Origin of the sequence: Humibacter sp. RRB41 (assembly GCF_022761015.1) — a bacterium.
Classification (GTDB): Bacteria; Actinomycetota; Actinomycetes; order Actinomycetales; family Microbacteriaceae; genus Humibacter.
Window position 1 is genome coordinate 994,380 of sequence record NZ_JAKWJQ010000001.1, and the last position, 22,206, is coordinate 1,016,585.

A 22,206-nucleotide genomic window follows, 5' to 3' on the forward strand; every position below is an offset into this window, starting at 1 on the left:
GTGCCGGCCGCTCCGGGCACCTACACGTACACCGCCGACGCCTCGTCGACGACTCACAGCGTTCGCGTCTATGTGGACGGCCTCGACCTGGTCATCGACGACAACGGGGCGCTCACTCGAGTGGCGCTTGCGTCGCTGACCTCGGCGACGATCACCGGGAGCGGCGCGCACGGCGTGACGCTGACGATCGACACCAGCGCAGGTCCTGTCACGGTTCCGATCACGTTCTCCGGGTCGGGATCCGACTCGGTCGCCGTGATCGGCGACGGCGTGGACTGGACGGCCGACACGGAGAGCGCAGGCAGCGTGGTCGCGTCTGGCCTGACATCCCTCGCCTACAGCGGCGTGCGTTCGATCAGCGCGACCGGCGCAGGCACCTCGCTGTACGGCCCAACGGCGAACACGACGTGGAAGGTCACCGGACACGACTCGGGATCGCTCGCCGCGACGGCAGGCGGATCCTCCATGGGCTTCAGCGGCTTCGACCGCCTGCTCGGAGCAGCCGGCAACCGCGACACGTACGTCTTCGACCGGAACGGATGGCTGGGCGGCGGCATCGACGGCGGCGCGGGAGGCTTCGACACCGTCGTGGTGAACGCCGCCGGCGGACGCGTCGTCTCGACCCCGAGCGGACCGTCGAGCGGAACGCTCGCCTTCGCCGGACACGTGCTCGGCTACGCCGGACTCGAGCCGGTCATGATCACGGGTGTCTCCGACGTGGTCGTGAACCCGTCCACCGCGAACGACACGGTCACGGTGACCTCGGACGGCGCTGGCCACATCATCGTGAGCTCGCCCTCGATGGAGACGCAGACCATCGACGTGCCGAGCGGATCGCTCACCATCAGCGCGACCGCATCGGGCGTGACCGTGACGGTCACCGGCGATCTCGACCTGCCTGGCGCGCGACTCGAGATCGACGCGGCCACCATCACGGTGACGCAGGGGGTCACCATCGACACCCGATCGGGAACCGGCGCCGGTGACGTCACGCTCGCCGCCACGGATGCAGAGACCGGCGCCCCCGCATCGGCTTCCGTCACGATCGACGGTGCAACGGTGCACGGAGGCACGATCACCCTTTCGGCCACCGCGACCCAGACGCCGTCCGGGTCGCCGGTCGTCGGCCAGAACATCGTGTCAGCCTCCTCGAGCGCACTGGTCGCCGTGATCGGAGCCGCGCTCCTCGACGCTGCCGGCGACGTCGCACTGCGCAGCTCGTCGTCGGTGACCGCGAACATCGCATCGACAGGGACCGGCGCGAGCAGCGCTGCGGACGCCGCCATCGCCACGGCGACGATCGACAGCACGGCGACGACGCGGGTCAGCGACACCGCGACCGTGCACGCGAACGGAGCGCTCTCGCTGGTCTCCGCGAACAACACCGCGGTGACCACCACGGCGGACGCCACCGCCGCGACGGCGGGTGCCGGCGTCGCGGTCTCGAGGGTGACGAGCAACACGGCCGCCTACATCGACAGCGACAGCACGCTCGGGCTCTCGGCCGGCAGCGTCAGCGTCGCAGCGGACTCGACCAACGTCGTCGTCACGGTCGCCAAGGCGAGCCCGGGTGGCTCCACCGGCGACGATTCCTCGCCCGACTCCACCACCGACGGTCACGCTCAGGCTCCCGGAGGCACGATCGACGTCGCGGGCGCGCTCTCGTACACGAACCTGCAGCAGTCGACGCACGCGTACATCGCGCCGATCGGCGGGGGGCTGGTCATCGCGGTCACCGGCACCAGCGGCACGGGCGGCGGTGCGCCGATCGACGTGCACGCCGGCAACCAGGGCTCATCCTCGGCGTCGGCCGACGGCAGCGCTGCGGCGAGCGATCCCGCCGGGGTCGGCGTGGCCGTCGCGGTGAACACCGCGAACGTCTCGACCGACGCGCACGTGTCCGGCGTGACGGTGACGACGCCGTCGCTGAACGTCGAAGCGGTGACGAAGCCGGCCGCGGGCGGCGCGACCAACACGTTCGGCGCGAGTGCGACCTCCGGTGCCGGCGGAGGAACGAACGTCGGCGTCGCCGGCGCGGTTGCGGTGAACATCGTGACGCTCACCACCACCGCGACTCTGACGGGTGCGCCCGTGACGGCGTCGGGTTCCGACGTGACGCTGGCCGCCACGTCGAACGACACCGACAACTCGACCGCAGCACCGGGCACCGACAGCACGGGCGCGGCGACCGGCATCGGAGCATCCGTCGCGCTCAACATCATCAACGACACCACGGCAGCGGGCCTCGCGGCCGGCGCGGGCCTCAACGGAGCCCATAACCTGACGATCACCTCCGACTCCGTGTCGCCTGCGACCACCCAGGCCAAGGGCGCCGCGTACTCCAAGGACGTCGCGGTCGCGCCGGTGTACGCGCTGACCACCTCCAACGTTCGGACCACGGCGAACAGCGAGACGGGAAGCGCCGTCACGCTCTCGGGCACCTACACGGCGACCGCACACCAGGTCGCGAACGTGACAACCACGGCGACCGGAGAGGCTCAGGCTGATGGGTCGCTCGGCGTCGCGGTCGCGCAAACCTACGCCAACCACCTCGTGCAGGCGACCACGCACCGCGACGTGACCGCGGCCGGCGCCTTCAGCCTCACGGCGAACGGCGCCTCCGGCGTGACCACCACCGCAACGGCCTCGAACACCGGAGCTCCTGGCACGGATGCCTCACCGGCGTCACCCGGCGACCTCGCCTCCGGGGCGCGCACCTTCGCCGACAACGCGGCGCCCACCACGGGCGGCGCACTGCCGGACGGGTCGGGCGGAAGCGGCGACAACCCGGGGCCGGGTCAGCCCGCAACCCCGGCCGGAACGGTCAGCGTCGCCGCGGCGATCGCGATCACGGTGCACACCGCCAGCGCCGACGCGTCGATCGACGGCGTGACTGTTGTCGCGAAGACCATCGGGCTGACCGCGACCGAGAACGTGTCGGCCGCCACCATCGCAACGGGCGGCCCATCGACTCGCGCACCACCGGGGGGCGGAACGAGCATCGCGGCCGCCGTAGCGGTCACCGTCGCCGACGTCACCATCACCGCGAACGTCGGACCCCACACCACCCTCACCACCACCTCCCTCAGCATCACCGCCGGCGTCGGCTCCACGAACGCCGCCGGAACCGCGGACCAGACCGACCGGTTCGCCACCACCTCCACAGCTGGAGCCGGCACCAACGGCTCGCTGGGAATCGCCGGCTCCGTCGCCATCCAATCGGCGACCGTCTCCACCTCGGCCTCGCTTCTCATCGACGGCACTTCGTCTCCCGTCGTCACCCTGAGCGGTTCGCTCGGGACCGGCCCCCTCGCCGCGCAGGCCTCGTCATCCGTCGCCTCCACCGTCTCGGCACTCATGGCCGACAGCGGATCCAGTACCCCGACCACGGGCATCGGCGTCTCGTTCGCCCTCGCTCTGCAGAACGACACCACGACGGCCGCGATCGGCGACGGCTCGGTCGTCACCGGCGCGACGGACGTGACGCTCGCCGCGACCACGCACGACGACGCCACCGTCACAGCGAGGGCCGGCGCGGCATCCACCGGCGTCTCGGTCGCACCGTTCGGCTCCGTGCTCGCGGCCAACGTCACCACCACGGCGCTCATCGGAGCCGGAGCGACGCTCACGGCGACCGGAGCCGTACACCTCAGCGCAGAGCAGCACGCGTCGGCGACCGCCGTCGCCGACGGCACGGTGCAGGGCGGAGCGAAGGCAGCGGTCGGCGCAGGACTCGCGCTCGTCATCGCCGTCGACACGGTGACGGCCACGGTCGCCAGGTCCGTCACCGCGGCATCCATCGCGATCGGCGCCACCGGCTTCAGCGCGAGCACCGCGACGGCGACGGCATCGGCGTCTGGAGCACCGTCGAGCGGCTCCGCAGGCGGGGCGGGCAGCGGCGTCGACGACTCCGTGACCGGCGCGAAAGGCACAGCGACCGACCTCGCGACGCAGACCGGCAGCGCGGCACCCGGCACGACGGCGGCGCCGAGCGCCTCGACATCGCAGGGCGGGGTCGCCGCCGCGGCAGCGATCGCCGTCATGGTCTCCACCCCGACCGCTCAGGCCGCCGCGGTCGGAACGGGAGTGACGCTCACGGCATCCGGCGCCGTCACGATCTCGTCGGCACAGAACGCCGACGCCTCCACCACCGCAGACGGATCCGCCGTCTCCACCGCCGACTTCGTGATCGGTGCGGCAGTCGCCGTCACGCTGCTGCACGCGGTGAACACGGCTTCGCTTCCCGCCGGCGACGCCGTGAAGGCCGCATCACTGGTGCTCTCGGCGACCGTCGCCGTCGAAGGGGCCGACACCGGTTCGACCGTCGGGGCATCGGCGACCAGCGGGGCGGGCGGCGGCAGCGTCTCCGTCGCCGGATCGCTCGCCGTCGCCGTCGTGACCCCGCTGACGCAGGCGTCCCTCGCCGGAGCGGTGACCCTCAGCGGCGGTGCCCTCGCGGTGACCGCCGCGTCCGACGTCACCTCCACCGTGATCGCGGAACCGACGCCCGCCGGCGTCACCGCGACGAAGGCCGGCATCGGGGCATCCGTCGCCCTCGACCTGATCACCGACACCACCGCCGCGACGATCGCAGGCACCGTGAGCGGCGCGACGGGCCTGACGCTCACCGCGACCGCCAAGGATGCAGCGACCACCGAGGCGAAGTCCGGCTCCTCCGGCGGCGGGGTAGCCGTGGCGCCGGCCGTCGCGATCATCCTCTCGACGGTTCAGACCTCGGTCGCGGTGCTCGCCGGAGCGACCATCACCGTGACGGGCGCGTTCGCGGCGTCGTCGACGCAGAACGCGTCCGCGTCGACGACGGCGGGCTCCGCGGTGAGCGACGCGTCGTCGGCGGCGGTGGGCGTGAGTTTGGCGCTGACCGTGGTGAACCACAGCGTGACGGCATCGACCGCGCGCTCCCTCGCAGCGGGCGGCGACCTGTCTCTGACGGCATCCGGCGTCTCCGCGTCCGCCTCGCAGGCGACGGCCTCCGTCGGCGGCGCCCCGGAGAACGGCTCGGGTGGATCGTCCGGCAGCGGAGTGGATCAGCAGCTGGCCGACCAGCGCGGCTTCGCCGACAGCGCCTCGCAGGACAACGGCGGAGCGAAGTCCGACTCGACGGGCACGCCGTCGGCGTCGACCAGCGACGGCGGCGTCAACGTGGCGGCCGCGGTCGCCGCCACGGTCGTCGACACCGTCTCCTCCGCCACGATCGACCCGACCGCGAACGGAGTCGACCTGAGGGCGGGCGGCACCGTCGCGCTCGGCTCGAGTGCGAACACGGATGCCGGATCCTCCGCCGACGGCTCCTCGGTCGCACCCGGCTCCGCATCGATCGGCGCCGGTGTGGCGATCACCTTCGCACACGTCATCAACGACGCGGCGCTCCCCACCGGCGACACGATCCACGCCCACGCGGCCACGGTGTCGGCAGGCATCACGCCGAACGGTGCAGACACCACCGATACGTTCGCCGCCGCTTCCGCGAGCGGCGCCGGAGGAGGCAAGGTCTCGGTCGCCGGCTCCCTTGCGCTGGCCACGATCGACCTCGCCACCCTCGCCGAGATCGGCGGGGCGGTGACACTCACCGGTGGCGACCTGGGAGTGACGGCGAACAGTGCTTCGTCCTCCATCGTGAAAGCGGAACCGGTGGGCGCGGGAGTGAGCGGCGGGAACGTGGGGATCGGGGCATCCGTCGCCCTGAACCTCGTCACCGACTCGACGGTCGCGCGCATCGACGACGGAGCGGTCGTCACCGGCGCCGCGAACCTCACCCTCACCGCCGGATCGATGGACGCCGAGACCACCGAGGCGAAGATGGGCGCCTCCGGCGGATCGGTCGCCATCGCCCCCGCGATCGCGGTCACCCTGACGAACATCACCACGAGCGCCCTGATCGGCACGCTCGGCTCCGCGACCGCGGTGACCGGCAGCCTCGCACTCACGGCGTCGCAGAACGCGACGGTCTCCACGACGGCCGGCGCGGTGACCGCCGGCGCATCGACCGCCGCCGCGGGGATCGCCCTCGCGCTGACCATCGCGAACGACTCGGTGCTCGCCCAGACGGCGCGCAGCCTGACCTCCACGGGAGACCTCACGCTCTCCTCGACCGGGCTGTGGTCGTCGGCGTCGTCGGCGACCGCCTCGGCGTCGGGAGCCGCCGAGACCAGCGGGTCGGGCGGCGGCGCCGGCTCGGGTGTCGACGACCAGGTGTCGAAGCAGCGACAGCTCGCCGGCGACACGGCGAACGCCAACCACATCACCTCGGGCGCCACCCCCACCGGCACCACCTCGACACCGTCGGCGTCCACCTCGGGCGGAAAGGTGGATGTCGCGGCAGCCGTCGCCATCGTGGTGGCCACCCAGAGCTCGACCGCCACCGTGCTCGCCTCGGCGCCCGCGATCACCCTCACCGCAGGCGGAACGGTCGCCCTGACCTCGGCACAGAACACGGATGCCGCCACCACCGCCGACGGCTCGGCCGTCGGGGGCGGGGCCGCCGCGATCGGCGCCGCCGTCGCCATCACCCTCGCGGACGTGTCCAACAGTGCCGTGCTCCCCGCGAACACCACCGTGGCGGCCAAGTCGCTCACCGTGTCGGCGACCGAGGCGACGAACGGAGCAGACTCCGTCTCGGCGTTCGGTGCGCAGTCCACCAGCGGCGCAGGCGGCGGCAAGGTCTTGGTAGCCGGGTCGCTCGCACTGGCCATCGTCAACCTCGCCACCCGGGCCCAGCTCGCGGGCACCGGCCACCTCACCGGAGGCGCGGTGCTCGTCACGGCGTCGGATGACGCCACCTCCACCGTGAAGGCCGAACCGAGCGGCGGCGGGGTGACGCCCGCGAACATCGGCGTCGGCGCGTCCGTGGCCCTGAACATCGTCACCGACACCACGTCAGCGGGCATCGCGAACGGCGTGGCGCTCACCGGCGCAGGCAGCCTCACGCTGAACAGCACGTCGACGGATGCCGCCACCACCGACGCCACGATGGGTGCCTCCGGCGGCAGCGTCGACATCGCTCCGGCCGTCGCGGTCACGCTCTCGACGGTGACGACCACAGTCTCGCTCGGCACCGGCGCGGTGGTCACCGTCACGGGTGATGTCAGCGCAACGGCCACGCAGAACGCGTCGGCGTCGGGGACCGCAGGGGCTGCCGTGGCAGGGGGGACCACGGCAGCCGTCGGCGTGGCACTGGCGCTGACGGTGGCGAACCACAGCGTGTCGGCGACGACGGCGCGGTCCGTCACGGCCGGGCGCGCAGTGACCTTGCGGGCAACCGGTGTCTCCTCGTCCTCGTCATCCGCCACGGCGTCGGCGTCGGGCGCCAAAGAAAACTCATCTTCAGGCGGCGGGGGAGCAGCCGGCGACGGCGTCGATCAGCAGCTCACGAAGGAGCGCACGAACGCCGACCAGGTCGCTGCGGAGAACGACGGGGCGTCATCCGGAACCACCACGACGCCCAGCGCATCCACTTCCAGCGGCAAGGTCAACGTGGCCGCGGCCGTCGGCGTCGTGGTCGCGACGGTGAAGTCCACGGCGACCGTGATCGGCACGGGCGTGACACTGACCGCCGGCGGTGCCGTGACGCTGGCGTCGAGCCAGAACACGGATGCGACTTCGGCGGCCGACGGCTCGGCATCCCAGGGGGCGACCGCCACGATCGGCGCCGGCGTGGCGATCACGCTCGCCCAGGTCGACAACGTCGCGACCCTGCCCGTCGGGGACTCGGTCGACGCGCACGGGCTCACGATCAGCGCCACCGAGACCGTCAACGGCGCCGACACCACGTCGACCTACGGCGCCCAGGCCACCAGCGGTGCTGGCGGCGGGTCGATCTCGGTCGCCGGGTCGCTCGCGCTCGCTGTGGTCAACCAGAGCACGCTCGCGCAGCTGGCCGGCACGGCGACGCTGCACGGCGCGAACCTGACGGTTTCAGCGGGGAGCGCTGCGGCGACGACGGTGAAGGCCGAGCCGACGGCCGGCGGTGTGATGTCCACCAACGTGGGGGTCGGCGCCTCCGTCGCGCTCGCCATCATCACGGACACGACGAACGCCGCGATCGTGGGCGGTGCGTCCGTCACCGGAACCGGCGGCCTCACCCTCACGAGCACGGCAACGGATGACGCCACGACAGAAGCCAAGATGGGCGCGTCCGGCGGGGGTGTCGCCCTGTCGCCGGCCGTTGCCGTCACACTCTCGACCGTCACCACCACGACCACCATCGGCAGCGGCGCACTGCTGACGCTGACCGGAGCGCTCGCCGCAACGGCGACGCAGAACGCCTCGGCGTCGACGACGGCGGGATCCATCGTGTCGGGCGCCTCGTCGGCGGCGGTCGGGGTCGGACTCGCGCTGTCCATCTCGAACCACACCGTGACGGCGACCACGGCCCGATCGATCACCGCGAGCGGCGACATCGCGCTGATGGCGGCGGGAACGTCGGCCTCGTCGGCGCAGGCGACCGCATCGGCAGTCGGGGCGGCCGAGAACGGCGGCTCGGGCGGCTCCGGCGGTGACGGGGTCGACCAGCAGATCTCGAAGGAGCGCACCAACGCCGACCAGGTCGCCGGGGAGAACAACGGTGCGTCATCCGGCGACACCGCGGCGCCGAGCGCGTCGACCTCGGGCGGCAAGGTGAACGTCGCGGCCGCCGTCGCTGTCGTCGTCGCCAGCGTGAAGTCCACGGCCACCATCGTCGGGAGCGGCATCACCCTCACCTCCGGCGGCACCGCCACTCTGGCCGCGAGCCAGAACACGGACGCCGCCACAACGGCCGACGGCTCGGCGGTGGGCGGCTCCAGCGCGAACATCGGAGCAGCCGTCGCGATCACGCTCGCCGACGTCGACAACAATGCGGTTCTCCCGACCGGCGACAGCGTGCACGCCAAGGGGCTGACCATCTCGGCGACCGAGACCGTGAACGGTGCGGATGCCACGAGCACCTACGGCGCGCAGTCCACCTCCGGCGCGGGCGGCGGAAAGCTGTCGGTGGCAGGCTCGCTCGCGCTCGCCGTGGTCAACCAGCACACGCTCGCCGAAGTCGCCGGAGCCGTGGTGCTCGCCGGGGGAGACGCGAGCATCACGGCAGGCAGCGCTGCGGCCTCCACCGTGAAGGCGGAGCCCACGGCGGGTGGGGTGACGGCGACCAGCGTCGGCGTCGGCGCGTCGGTCGCGCTGAACCTCATCACGGACACCACACTCGCCACGCTCGACGACGGCATCGCCCTCACCGGCGGCAAGAGCGTCGCACTGGCCAGCTCCGCGACGGACGACGCGGTCACCGAGGCGAAGATGGGCGCGTTGGGCGGAAGCGTCGACGTGGCGCCGGCCGTTGCCGTCACGCTCTCGACCGTCACCACCACGGTCGTCGTCGGCAAGCCGGGCGGCGTGCTCACCCTGACTGGAAGCTTCTCCGGCTCCGCCACCCAGCACGCGTCGGCGAGCACCACGGCCGGCGCCGTCGTCTCCGGCGGATCCACAGCGGCGGTCGGTGTCGGACTCGCCCTCACGATCTCCAACCACACCGTCAGCGCGACGACAGCACGCTCGATCGCGGCTACCGGGGATGTCGCACTCACGGCAACCGGCGTGTCCGCTTCCTCGGCCTCGGCCCAGGCATCCGCTTCCGGTGCTCCGGAGAACAGTGCAGACGGCTCCGGCGGTGCGGGCAGTGGCGGTGGCGCCGGGGGCGGCGTCGACCAGCAGATCTCGAAGGAGCGCACGAACGCCGACGATACGGCGGCGGCGAGCGGAGGCGAGAAGTCCGGCTCGACCGCGACGCCGAGCGCAACGAGCTCCAGCGGCAAGGTGAACGTCGCAGCGGCTGTCGGCGTCGTCGTCTCGACGGTGAAGACCACGGCGACCGTGATCGGCACCGGCCTCGACCTCAAGGCGGGCGGCACGGTGACGCTGGCGTCGAGCCAGAACACCGACGCGGCGTCATCCGCCGACGGGTCGGCATCGCAGGGGGCGACGGCGACGATCGGCGCGGCCGTCGCGATCACCCTCGCGGATGTCACCAACCACGCGATCCTCCCGGCCGGCGACACGGTGCACGCACGTTCCCTGACCGTCTCGGCGACCGAGACAGTTGACGGCGCAGACGTCACGAGCACGTACGGCGCGCAGTCCACGAGCGGTGCCGGTGGTGGCAAGGTGTCCGTCGCCGGGTCGTTCGCCCTGGCGGTCGTGAACCAGGAGACGAAGGCCGAGCTCGCAGGCACGGTAGCGCTCACAGGCGGCGACGCGAATGTGACGGCGGGCAGCGCGGCGTCGACGACGGTGAAGGCGGAGCCGACGCCGGGCGGGGTCGCCGCGACGAGTGTGGGTGTCGGTGCATCAGTCGCCCTTGCCCTGATCCAGGATGACACCACCGCGACGCTCGACAACGGCATCGCGATCACGGGTGCCGCGAACGTCTCGCTCACGGCGACGGCGACGGATGACGCCGTGGTCGAGGCGAAGATGGGTGCCGCGGGCGGCAAGGTCGATCTCTCACCGGCCGTCGCGATCGCCCTCTCCAATGTGACGACGCAGGCGCTGGTGGGCACGTTCGGCGGCGCTCTCACGCTGTCCGGCAGCTTCACAGGCACGGCGACGCAGAAGACCTCGGCGTCCACGACGGCTGGCGCGGTCGTCACGGGCGCGTCGAGCGCGGCGGTCGGCGTCGGGCTCGCGCTGACGATCGCGAACGACACGGCCAACGGCACGACGGCGCGCAGCATCGCGGCAGGCGGCGACGTCACGCTCGGCGCGTCGGGCGTCTCTGGTTCGTCGGCGTCGGCGTCCGCGTCGGCTGCCGGTGCTCCGGAGAACAGCGCGGACGGCTCGGGTGGTGCTGGCACGGGTGGCGGGGCCGGTGACGGTGTGGACAGCCAGGTGAAGGGTCAGCGCGACTTCGCCGACACCTCCGCCGCGGACAACGGCGTGAAGGGCTCCGGTGATGCGAGCACGCCGAAGGCGACCACGTCGAGCGGTGGGGTGAACGTGGCCGCGGCGATCGGCATCGACCTCGCCACGGTGATCGCCACCGCGACGATCGTCGGCACCGGCCTCGATCTCAAGGCGGGTGGCACGGTCACCTTGGCGTCGAGCCAGAACACGGACGCCGCGTCATCCGCCGACGGGTCGGCGACGAGCGGCGGAACCGCGAACATCGGCGCGGGCGTCGCGATCACGCTCGCGGACGTCACCAACCACGCCGTCCTCCCTGCCGGCGATACGGTGCACGCACGTTCCCTGACCGTCTCGGCGACCGAGACGCCGAACGGCGCCGACACGACCTCGACGTACGGTGCCCAGTCCACGAGCGGTGCGGGCGGCGGCAAGGTGTCCGTCGCCGGCTCCTTCGCCCTGGCGGTCGTGAACCAGGAGACCCTGGCCGAGCTCGCCGGCACGGTCACGCTCACGGGCGGCGATGCGAACGTGACGGCGGGCAGCGCGGCGTCCACGACGGTGAAGGCGGAGCCCACTCCTGGCGGCGTCACCGCGACCAGCGTGGGCGTGGGGGCATCCGTCGCTCTCGCGTTGATTCAGGATGACACCACGGCGACCCTCCAGAACGGCATCGCCCTCACCGGCGCCCGCAACATCTCGTTGACCGCGACGGCGCAGGATGATGCGATCACCGAGGCGAAGATGGGCGCGGCAGGCGGCAAGGTAGCCCTCGCCCCCGCCGTCGCGATCACGCTCTCCAACGTCACGACGCGGGCTCTCGTCGGAACGTTCGGCGGCACGCTGACCCTGACCGGATCGTTCACAGGGACGGCCACCCAGAAGACCTCGGCATCCACGACGGCCGGTGCCGTGGTCAGTGGGGCGTCGAGCGCCGCAGTGGGTGTCGGGCTCGCGCTGACGATCGCGAACGACACGGTCAACGGCACGACGGCACGCAGCATCAGCGCAGGCGGCGGAATCACCCTCGGCGCCTCGAGCATCTCGGTCTCGTCTGCCACGGCGTCCGCTTCGGCGGCCGGCGCTCCGGAGAACAGCGCGGACGGCTCGGGAGGCGCGGGCACGGGTGGCGGGGCCGGTGACGGTGTCGACACGCAGGTGAAGGGTCAGCGCGACTTCGCCGACACCTCGGCGGCGGACAACGGTGTGAAGGGCTCGGGGAGTGCGAGCACGCCGAAGGCGACGTCGTCGAGCGGCGGGGTGAACGTGGCCGCAGCGATCGGCATCGACCTTGCGACGGTGATCGCGACCGCGACGATCGTCGGCACGGGCCTGTCGCTGACCGCCGGCGGCACAGTGACCCTGGTGTCGAGCCAGAACACGGACGCCGCGTCATCCGCCGACGGATCGGCCACGAGCGGCGGAACGGCCAACATCGGCGCCGGGGTCGCGATCACGCTCGCGGACGTCACCAACCACGCGATCCTTCCCGCCGGCGACACCGTGCACGCACGTGCTTTGACGGTGAGCGCTACCGAGACCGTGGACGGCGCAGACGTCACGAGCACGTACGGCGCGCAGTCGACCAGCGGTGCCGGTGGCGGCAAGGTTTCGGTTGCGGGCTCCTTCGCGCTCGCGGTTGTGAACCAGGACACGCTCGCGGAGCTGGCGGGCAACGTGACCCTGACGGGCGGGGACGCGAATGTGACGGCGGGCAGCGCGGCGTCGACGACGGTGAAGGCCGAGCCGACACCGGGCGGGGTCGCCGCGACGAGCGTGGGCGTCGGTGCATCCGTCGCACTGGCCCTGATTCAGGACGACACCACCGCGACGCTCGACGACCACATCGCGCTCACCGGCGCCGCGAACGTCTCGCTGACCGCGACGGCACGGGATGACGCGACCACCGAGGCGAAGATGGGGGCGGCCGGCGGCAAGGTGGACATCGCGCCCGCCGTGGCGATCACGCTCTCCAACGTCACCACGCAGGCTCTCGTCGGCGTGCTCGGAACCACGGCCCTCGCCTTGACCGGCAACTTCACAGGCACGGCGACGCAGAAGACCTCGGCGTCCACGACGGCTGGCGCGGTCGTCACGGGCGCGTCGAGCGCGGCGGTCGGCGTCGGGCTCGCGCTGACGATCGCGAACGACACGGCCAACGGCACGACGGCGCGCAGCATCGCGGCAGGCGGCGACGTCACGCTCGGCGCGTCGGGCGTCTCTGGTTCGTCGGCGTCGGCGTCCGCGTCGGCTGCCGGTGCTCCGGAGAACAGCGCGGACGGCTCGGGTGGTGCTGGCACGGGTGGCGGGGCCGGTGACGGTGTGGACAGCCAGGTGAAGGGTCAGCGCGACTTCGCCGACACCTCCGCCGCGGACAACGGCGTGAAGGGCTCCGGTGATGCGAGCACGCCGAAGGCGACCACGTCGAGCGGTGGGGTGAACGTGGCCGCGGCGATCGGCATCGACCTCGCCACGGTGATCGCCACCGCGACGATCGTCGGCACCGGCCTCGATCTCAAGGCGGGTGGCACGGTCACCCTGGCGTCGAGCCAGAACACCGACGCGGCGTCAGCGGCCGACGGCTCGGCAACCAGTGGCGGAACCGCGAACATCGGCGCAGGTGTCGCGATCACGCTGGCAGACGTCACCAACCACGCCGTCCTCCCGACGAGCGACACCGTGCACGCACACGCACTCACGGTGAGCGCGACCGAGACGGTCGACGGCGCCGACGTGACGAGCACCTACGGTGCGCAGTCCACCAGCGGGGCAGGCGGGGGCAAGGTCTCGGTGGCCGGTTCCTTCGGCCTGGCGGTCGTGAACCAGGAGACTCTGGCCGAGTTGGCCGGCGTCGTGACCCTGACCGGCGGCGACGCCGCGATCACCGCGGGGAGCAACGCAGTGACGACGGTGAAGGCCGAGCCGACACCGGGAGGCGTCACCGCGACGAGCGTGGGTGTCGGTGCATCCGTCGCCCTTGCCCTGATTCAGGATGACACCACCGCGACCCTCGACGACGGCATCGCCCTCACCGGCGCAGGCAACGTGAGCCTCACCGCCACCGCGGGCGACGTCGCATCGGCCGAGGCGAAGATGGGTGCGTCCGGCGGCAAGGTCGACGTTGCCCCCGCGGTGGCGATCACGCTCTCCAACGTGACGACGACGGCGCGCATCGGCTCGCTGGCCACGCCGATCACCCTGACCGGCTCCTTCACAGCTCAGGCGACCCAGGTCGCCGGCGCCTCCACCACGGCGGGCGCCGTGGTCGCGGGCGGATCCAGCGCAGCGATCGGCGTCGGGCTCGCACTGACCATCGCGAACGACACCGTGAGCGCCACCACCGACCGCAGCATCAAGGCGGGCGGCGACATCACCCTGAAGTCCTCGAGCGTGTCCGACTCGTCGGCGACGGCGCAGGCGTCCGCATCGGGCGCCCCGGAGTCGAGCGGGTCGAGCGGCGGCGCAGGCGACGGCGTCGACAGCCAGGTACAGGGTCAGCGCGACTTCGCCGACACCTCGGCCGCGAACAACGGCGTGAAGGGCTCGGGCACGACGGGCGCACCGAGCGCCTCCACCAGCGACGGCAAGGTGAACGTCGCCGCCGCCATCGCCATCACGCTGGCGACCGTGAACACGACGGCCACGATCGAGCACGACGGGCTCGACCTCACCGCCGGCGGTCTCGTCACCCTGGCATCCAGCCAGAACACGGATGCCGCCACGAATGCCGACGGCTCGGCCTCGCACGGCGCCACAGCGACGGTCGGAGCGGCGGTGGCCATCACGCTCGCGAACGTGACCAACCAGGCGGTCCTGCCCACCGGCGACACCGTGCACGCGCACGGGCTCACCGTGTCGGCGACCGAGACCGTGAACGGTGCCGACGTCACGAGCACCTACGGCGCACAGTCCGCCAGCGGAGCCGGCCAGGGCAAGATCTCGGTCGCCGGGTCGTTCGCTCTGGCCATCGTCAACCAGCACACGCTCGCCGAGCTCGCCGGCGTCGTCACCCTGACCGGCGGCGACGTCACCGTCACGGCGGCCAGCAACGCCACGAGCACGGTGAAGGCGGAGCCCACGCAGGGCGGGGTCAGCGCCAGCGACGTGGGCATCGGCGCATCCGTCGCCCTCAACCTCGTGACCGACACCACGACGGCGGTGCTGGATGACGGCATCATCGTCACCGGCGCGCACGACTTCACCCTCACGTCCTCGGCCACCGACATCGCGACGACCGAGGCGAAGATGGGCACCCAGGGCACTGGCAGCGCCAAGGTCGCCGTCACCCCGGCGATCGCCATCACGATCTCCGACGTGACGACCTCCGCCACCATCGGCACCCTCACGATCGGGGGGCTGGTCATCACGGGCAGCTTCGCGGCGGATGCCTCGCAGACCGCCGGCGCGACGAGCTCGGCGGGCGCGGTGGCCGCCGGCGGCTCCACCGCATCGGTCGGCATCGCCCTGGGGCTCAACCTCGTGACGCACACCGTGACGAGCACGACCGGCAGGAACATCACTGCGGGCGGGTCCATCACCTTCCAGGCGTTCGGATCATCGGCCGACGGCGCGTCCGCCTCCGCCTCCGCTTCCGGCGCGCCGGGAACGAGCGACCCGAACGCGCCGGCCGGCGGCGTCGACGGTCAGGCCCAGCAGCAGCGCACGTTCGCGAGCGACACCTCGAGCACGTACGGCGGCGGCGGTGCCACCGGCAGCGCGAACCCCTCGGCATCCACCTCCGACGGCAAGGTCGCCGTCGCCGCGGCCATCGCCATCAACGTCGCCGACGTCACCGCGACCGCGACCCTGCCGGACGGGCTGACGCTGAAGGCAGGCGGTCCGGTCAGCCTGAGCTCGTCGGAGAACACCGACGGCATCGTCAAGGCGGACGGCACCGCGGTGCAGGCCAGCAACGTCGGCGTCGGGGCCGCCGTCGCCCTCAACCTCGTGACGCTCGTGAACCGGGCATGGCTCGGAGCCCGCACGACGGTCACGGCGAACGGGTTCTCCGAGAGCGCGACGATGACGAACGTCGCGGGCGATACCACTCACACCTTCACGGTCGAGGCCGACGCCGGTGCCGGCTCCAAGAACATCGGCGTGGCGGGCGCGGTCGCCCTGAACCTCGTCACGGACCACACAGAGGCGTACGTGCCGGGCACGGCCGTCGTCGGCGCGGGAACGGGCGATGTGAGCCTCACGGCGCAGAACCTGCGCACCGATTCGGCGAAGGCCAAGGCCGACACGAGCATCGGGGGCGGCGGCAAGGTGGGCGTCGGGGCATCCGTCGCCATCAACGTGCTCACCGACAACGTGACGCGCGCCGAGGTCGAGGACGGCGCGGTGCTCACAGGCGGCCGCAACGTGACGTTGAGCGCCACGAGCTCCGACCCCGTGACCAACTCGGTGACGGCGGGCTCGGCCGGATCGAGTGTCGCGGTCAGCCCGGCGGTCGGCATCAACATCGTCAGCCCCGTCACGATCGCCCGGCTCGGAACGGGCGGCGCATTGACCGCCACCGGCGCGGTGCAGCTCACGGCGACGCACACCGGTTCCGCCTCGGTCACCGGCGACGCGACCGCCGCGGGCGACGGAGTCGCCGTCGGAGCCGTGATCGCGCTGAACATCCTGACCGTGACCACCACGGCGGCGACCTCCCGCAGCATCACGGGCACCTCGGTGCTGATCGCGGCGTCGACGACCACGGCGGGCGAAGCGGATGCTACCGCCAGCGCCCAGGGATCGGCGAAGGGCACCGGGGGCAACTCCGACTCGCAAGCGTCGCAGCAGCTGAACGGCACGCCGAGCACCGCGGGCAAGTCGGGACCGCTGCCGTCCTCGAGCGACAGCGTGAGCAGCGCGAACAGCCAGTCGAGCAGTCAGTCAGGGCAGTCCGGTCAGGGCGTAGGCGTAGGTGCGGCCGTCACCGTCAACTGGCTCGTCGACACCACGACCGCCTCGGTCGCGGACGGCCTCACGATCACGGCGACCGGAGCCGTCGTCGTGTCATCGACGAACAGCACCGACGCCACCTCGAAGGCGATGGGCACCGCCCTCAAGTCGGGCAGCACCAACATCGGCGCAGCGATCGGGCTCAACGTCGCGACGGTCGTGAACAAGGGATCGATCGGCGTCGGCACCCACATCACGGGCGGCAGCGTCGCCGTGCAGGCGCTCACTCCGGCGAACGCTGAGAACGACTTCGTGGTCTGGGGCATCTCGGCCGCGGGCGGCGACGGCGAGGCGAGCGTCGCGGGTTCCGTCGGCGTTCAGGTCATCGACTACGAGACGACCGCGGTGATCGGCGCAGGGTCGACGGTGCGTTCGACCGGCGGCGTCGCGGTGCAGGCGAGCAACCCGATGGGGCTGCAGAACATCGCGGCAGCCGGCGGCATCTCGTTCGACGGCTCGGGCGTCGGCGCAGCGGTCGCGGTGAACATCCTCACCGTTCCGACGCTGGCGTACATCGACTCCAGCACCTCGCAGCACACCGTGATCGACGCGGGCGGCGCCATCGTCATCACCTCGACGGCGGGCATCGCGGCCCTCGCGCCGAATCTGCCGAAGATCACGGTGCCGAACGTCACCTCGGTCGCCATCGCGGGTGGTGCCGGCACGAGCGGCGTGGCCATCGGCGGCTCCGTCATCGTCGACGTCGTCAACCTCGCGACCCGCGCCTACATCGCCGACCACGCCTCGATCAACCAGAACGTGCCGGTCAGCGCGGCGCAGTCGATCACGATCTCCGCGCAGGACACCACGACGTTCGTGCAGCTGGCGGGCGCGATCGCGCTCACCGCGGGCGAGGTCGGCGTGGGGCTCGGACTCGTGGTCGACGTCTTCAACAAGGATGTGCGCGCCTCGCTCGGCGCCGGCGTCACGGCAAGGGTGGGCGGCTCGGTCTCGATCTCGGCGACCGCGTCCGAGTCGTTCACGGTGCTGGCGGTGGATGCGGCGGCCTCGACGAGCGTCGCCGTCGCCGGCTCGATCATCGTGATCGTCGTCAACCAGGGCGATGACGCGCCGGGCACCAGGGCGTACATCGACGGCGGCGCCCAGTCCCCGAGCACCGTGCTGGCAGGCGGCGACGTGAGCCTGCAGGCCTCGGACACCGTGCCGACCCTGTCGCTCTACGCGGGCAACCTGAGCATCGGCGGCAGTGCCGGCGTCGGCGTCTCGTCGGAGGTGCTGGTGCGCACCGGAATCGTGGATGCCTACATCGCCGCCTCCGACATCCTCCAGGCACACGGCGCGAACGGACTGTCGATCGGTGCGACGCAGTCCGAGGATGTCACGCTTCTCGCCGTCGGCGGTGCGGGCGGCGGCAGCGCGGGGGTCGCAGGATCCGCGACCGTCGGGGTGCAGAACGACACCACGCACGCCCACATCGACGCGGGCGTGAGCGTCAACGCCGACAACAGCGGCGCGGCGGCGACCGAGGGGGTCGCGCTCAGTGCCTCGGACACCACGACCCTCAAGGGCATCGCCGGCCAGCTCGCGATCGGAGGGGCAGCGGGTGTCGGCGCCGGGGCAGACGTCGAGGTGCTGAACAAGAGCACCCAGGCGTGGATCGCGCCGGGGGTCACGGTCGCGGTGCGCGGCAACGCGACGATCGACGCCGTCTCGGGCGAGAACGTCACATCCATCTCGACGGGCGGCTCGGGCGGTGGCGCCGTCGCGGTGGCCGTGAACGCCGCAGTGCCGGTCTTCACCATCGTGACCCAGGCGTGGATCGGCGGCATCTGCACGGCGAAGCCCGCCACCCCGGCGGCGTGCGCGAGCTCCGGTTCGGTCGTGAACGCCGGCGGCAACGCGCGGGTCGCGGCGACGGAGCAGCTGACGATGACCGTGGTGGCCGGGGCGATCGCCATCGGCGGGTCGGTCGGCGCCGGCGTCGCCGCGGCGGTGCCGGTGATCACGAAGACCACGACCGCCTACCTCGGCGACGACTCGGTGCTGAACGCGCTCGGCAACGCGGCGGGCATCACCGTCGCGACCGGCGGCTTCACCACGACGGGTGTCGACACGAGGTTCACGCCCTCGACCGCCATCCAGCCGGACGGCATCACGCTGCACCTCCCGTTCTCGAACGGCTTCACCGACGGCGAGCAGGTGATGTACGACACCGGCGGCGGCGACCCGATCGGCGGCCTGACGCAGGGTCAGGTGTACTACGTGCACGTCGTCTCGCCCACCGACATCCAGCTCTCCCTGACGCCGGGCGGCACTCCGATCGTCCTCACGGCACCGGCGCGCGGCGGCGAGTCACAGCGGCTCAACCCGACGGACAAGGCGACGCCGCCGACGAGCACCGCACCGTACTTCCAGCCGTCGGATGTCTCCGGCACCGTCATCACGCTGCCGTACGACCTCGACCTGTCCCTCGGCGACCCGGTGATCTACAGCTCGGGCGGCGGCACCCCGATCGGCGGCCTCGTCGACGGCGGCGAGTACTACGTCATCCCCGGCGCCCCAGGATCGCACCAGATCCAGCTCGCCGACTCCCTCTGTCACGCGAACCCGAGCGCGACTGGATGCTCCGGCTCCGTGCAGCAGGCACTCAACCTCGACCCGTCCGTGGCCACCGGCAGGGCGCACAGCATCGTCAAGCAGGGCGATCAGCCCTCGCCCGATCCGTCGGCGACCCTCGGCAGCCACACCGTCACCGGCAACACCCAGACCGGGTTCCGTGGCGTGGCGATCACCGCGAACAACAGCGACGACATCTCCGCCGCGGGCGTGACGGCAGGGTTCGCCGGCATCGTCGGCGTCGGAGTGGGCGGCAGCGTCAACGTCGTCACCGCGACCACGACGGCGTTCGTCGGCAAGCTCGCCCAGGTGAACGCCACGAACGTCGGGGCGAACGCGGCGCAGTCCGTGCTCGTCGACGCAGGCAACGCCTTCAACCTGCTGATGGTCTCCGCGGTCATCGCGGGCGGAACGGTCGGCGTCGGCGCCAGCGCGGCGGTCGGCGTCGTGAAGCTCACGACCGACGCCTACCTCGACCAAAGCTCGTATGTCGGGGCGGCCCGTGACGTCGGAGTCGTCGCGACGGGCACGGATGCCGTGACCTCGGTCTCCGCGACCGGCTCGGTCGGCTTCGTCGGGGTCTCCGGTGCGGCGTCGGTCGTCGTGCTCACGACTCACACCTACGCGGACACCGGACTCGCCGTCACGATCGCCGCAGGCAACAACGTGCTGATCTCCGCACACGACGACACCACGGTGATCGCGGTCGGCGGCGGCGTCGCAGGCGGCTTCGTCGGCGTGGGCATCGGCGTGACGGTCACCTCGATCACGAAGGACACCAGGGCGTTCATCGGTGCTGGCAGCGTGGTCGACGCCAAGGCGACGCAGCCGGCCACGCAGCTCGGCGGCGTGTACGACGGCACCTTCCACGGCGTCGGGTTCGGCACGGCGCCGTTCAACGGCCTCGCAGTGCAGGCCGGTTCGAGCGAGAACATCTTCGGCCTCGCCGTCGCGGTCGGGGCAGGCGCGGTGGGAGTCGCCGGCGGAATCGACGTCACCCTGCTGCACGCCACGACGGAAGCCTTCATCGACAGCGACATCCTCAATCGCACCAGGGTGAACACGGGAGCGGGGGCAGGGTCGCAGCAGTCGGTGAACGTCTCCGCAGCCGACGCCACGAAGGCACTCACCATCGGCGGCGGTGCGGCAGGCGGCATCGTCGGCGTCGCGGGCGGCATCGACATCGGCATCGCCGACACCACGACGCAGGCGTACATCGGCGGCTACGCGACCGTGTACGCGGCGCACGACCTGATGCTGAACGCCCTTGCCGCGAAGTCGATCTCCAGCTACGCGCTGAGCGTCGGCATCGGTGCCGTCGGAATCGCGGCGTCCGTCTCGGTCTGGACCGTCGGCACCGACCCGACCACGTCGTACAACTCGGGGGCGAACGGCGTCGACCGCGGCACCTGGTCGTCGGCGGCGACCTACAACAAGGGCGACGTCGTCACGGCCACGGACGGCAACCGGTACGGCGCCCTGGTCGACCACCCGACGCTGAACCCGGTGAACGACACGTCGCACACGCAGTGGGAGGGTGCGGCGGACGCCCTCGCCCCGTCGAGCGGCGCCACAGCGCAGAGCCAGTCCGGCGCGACCGCGAACGGCTCGGGCGCGGGCGGCTACCAGAGCATTCTCGACGGAGCCATCAGCGGCTCCGGCGACAAGACGAACCAGCGCATCGCGCCGACGCTGACCGGCGCATCCTCCTCGGTGCACGACGCGGCCCCAGGCAGCGACATCGTCGACAACGAGTTCAGCAACCCGCAGCTGCCCCGCGGCACCGCCGGCCTGATCGGCATCGGCGCCGTCATCATCGTCGGCGGCGCCTTGCGCATGAGAGCGGACGAGCAGAACTCCTACTTCGGCATCGCGGGCACCGTTGCGGGCGGCATCGCGGCCGTGGGTGGCTCGGTCGTCATCGCGAACCTGACCAGCAACGCGGATGCCGGCATCTCCACTGGCGCGTCCGTCACCGCCGGCGGCGACGTGAGCGTGCGCGCTGACACCACCGAGAACAGCAAGGGCATCGCCTTCGCCGGCCAGGGCGGCCTGATCAGCGTCGGTGCGCAGGTGGTCGTCATCACCAGCCATGCGGTGCAGAACGCGCACATCGACACCGGCGCGGTCATCCCGACCGCCGGCGGAACGGTGGATGTCGAGGCACACGCCACGCGCACGGTGAACCCGCTCGCCATCGGCATAGCGATCGGGGCTGCGGCGATCGGCGCGGCGGTCGCAGACGCGGAGGTCGACGGTGACACGACCGCCGGCATCGGCGTCGTGACGATCGGCGGCGCGGCCCCGGCAGGCGGTGTCAAGGAGCTGGCGCAGTCGTCCATCACCGTTCCGACCGAGGCGTACTCGGTACAGGGCGGCATCGGCGTCGGCATCACCGGGGCGGGCGCGGTCGCGCACATCTCCGGAACCACGGCTGCGGACTTCTACGGCCATGCGACGCTGAGCGGCGGCATGTCCGTGGCGGCCTCGGCCGTGAACACGGCGTCCGGTGTCACGCTCGGCGTCGCCACAGGGGTGATCGCGGCGGGCATCATGGTCGTCACGGCTCGGGACGATCGCACCACGTTCGCCCGCGTGAACTCCGGCTCCTCCGTCTCGGCGGGCGGCCAGGTCGCGGTGAGCGCCACCTCGGCTAACCACGCGAGCGTTCTGGCGCTCGGCGGCACGGTGAGTGGCGTCGGGATCACGCTGCTGCTGCCGATCGCCAGCGTGACGGGCACCACCGAAGCGCACCTCGACGGCATGGTGACGGCATCCGGATCG

The 22,206-nt window shown here is 72.0% G+C and carries 1 protein-coding gene (cut by a window edge); it reads left to right on the forward strand.

The annotated features are described in order from the left end of the window. Positions 1 to 22,206: the 5' portion of a hypothetical protein gene (locus MJ603_RS04830; RefSeq protein WP_243062511.1), read on the forward strand. Its footprint extends 8,391 nt past the window's final position; only the first 22,206 of its 30,597 coding nucleotides appear in the window; the start codon lies at positions 1 to 3; its stop codon lies beyond the right edge, outside the window.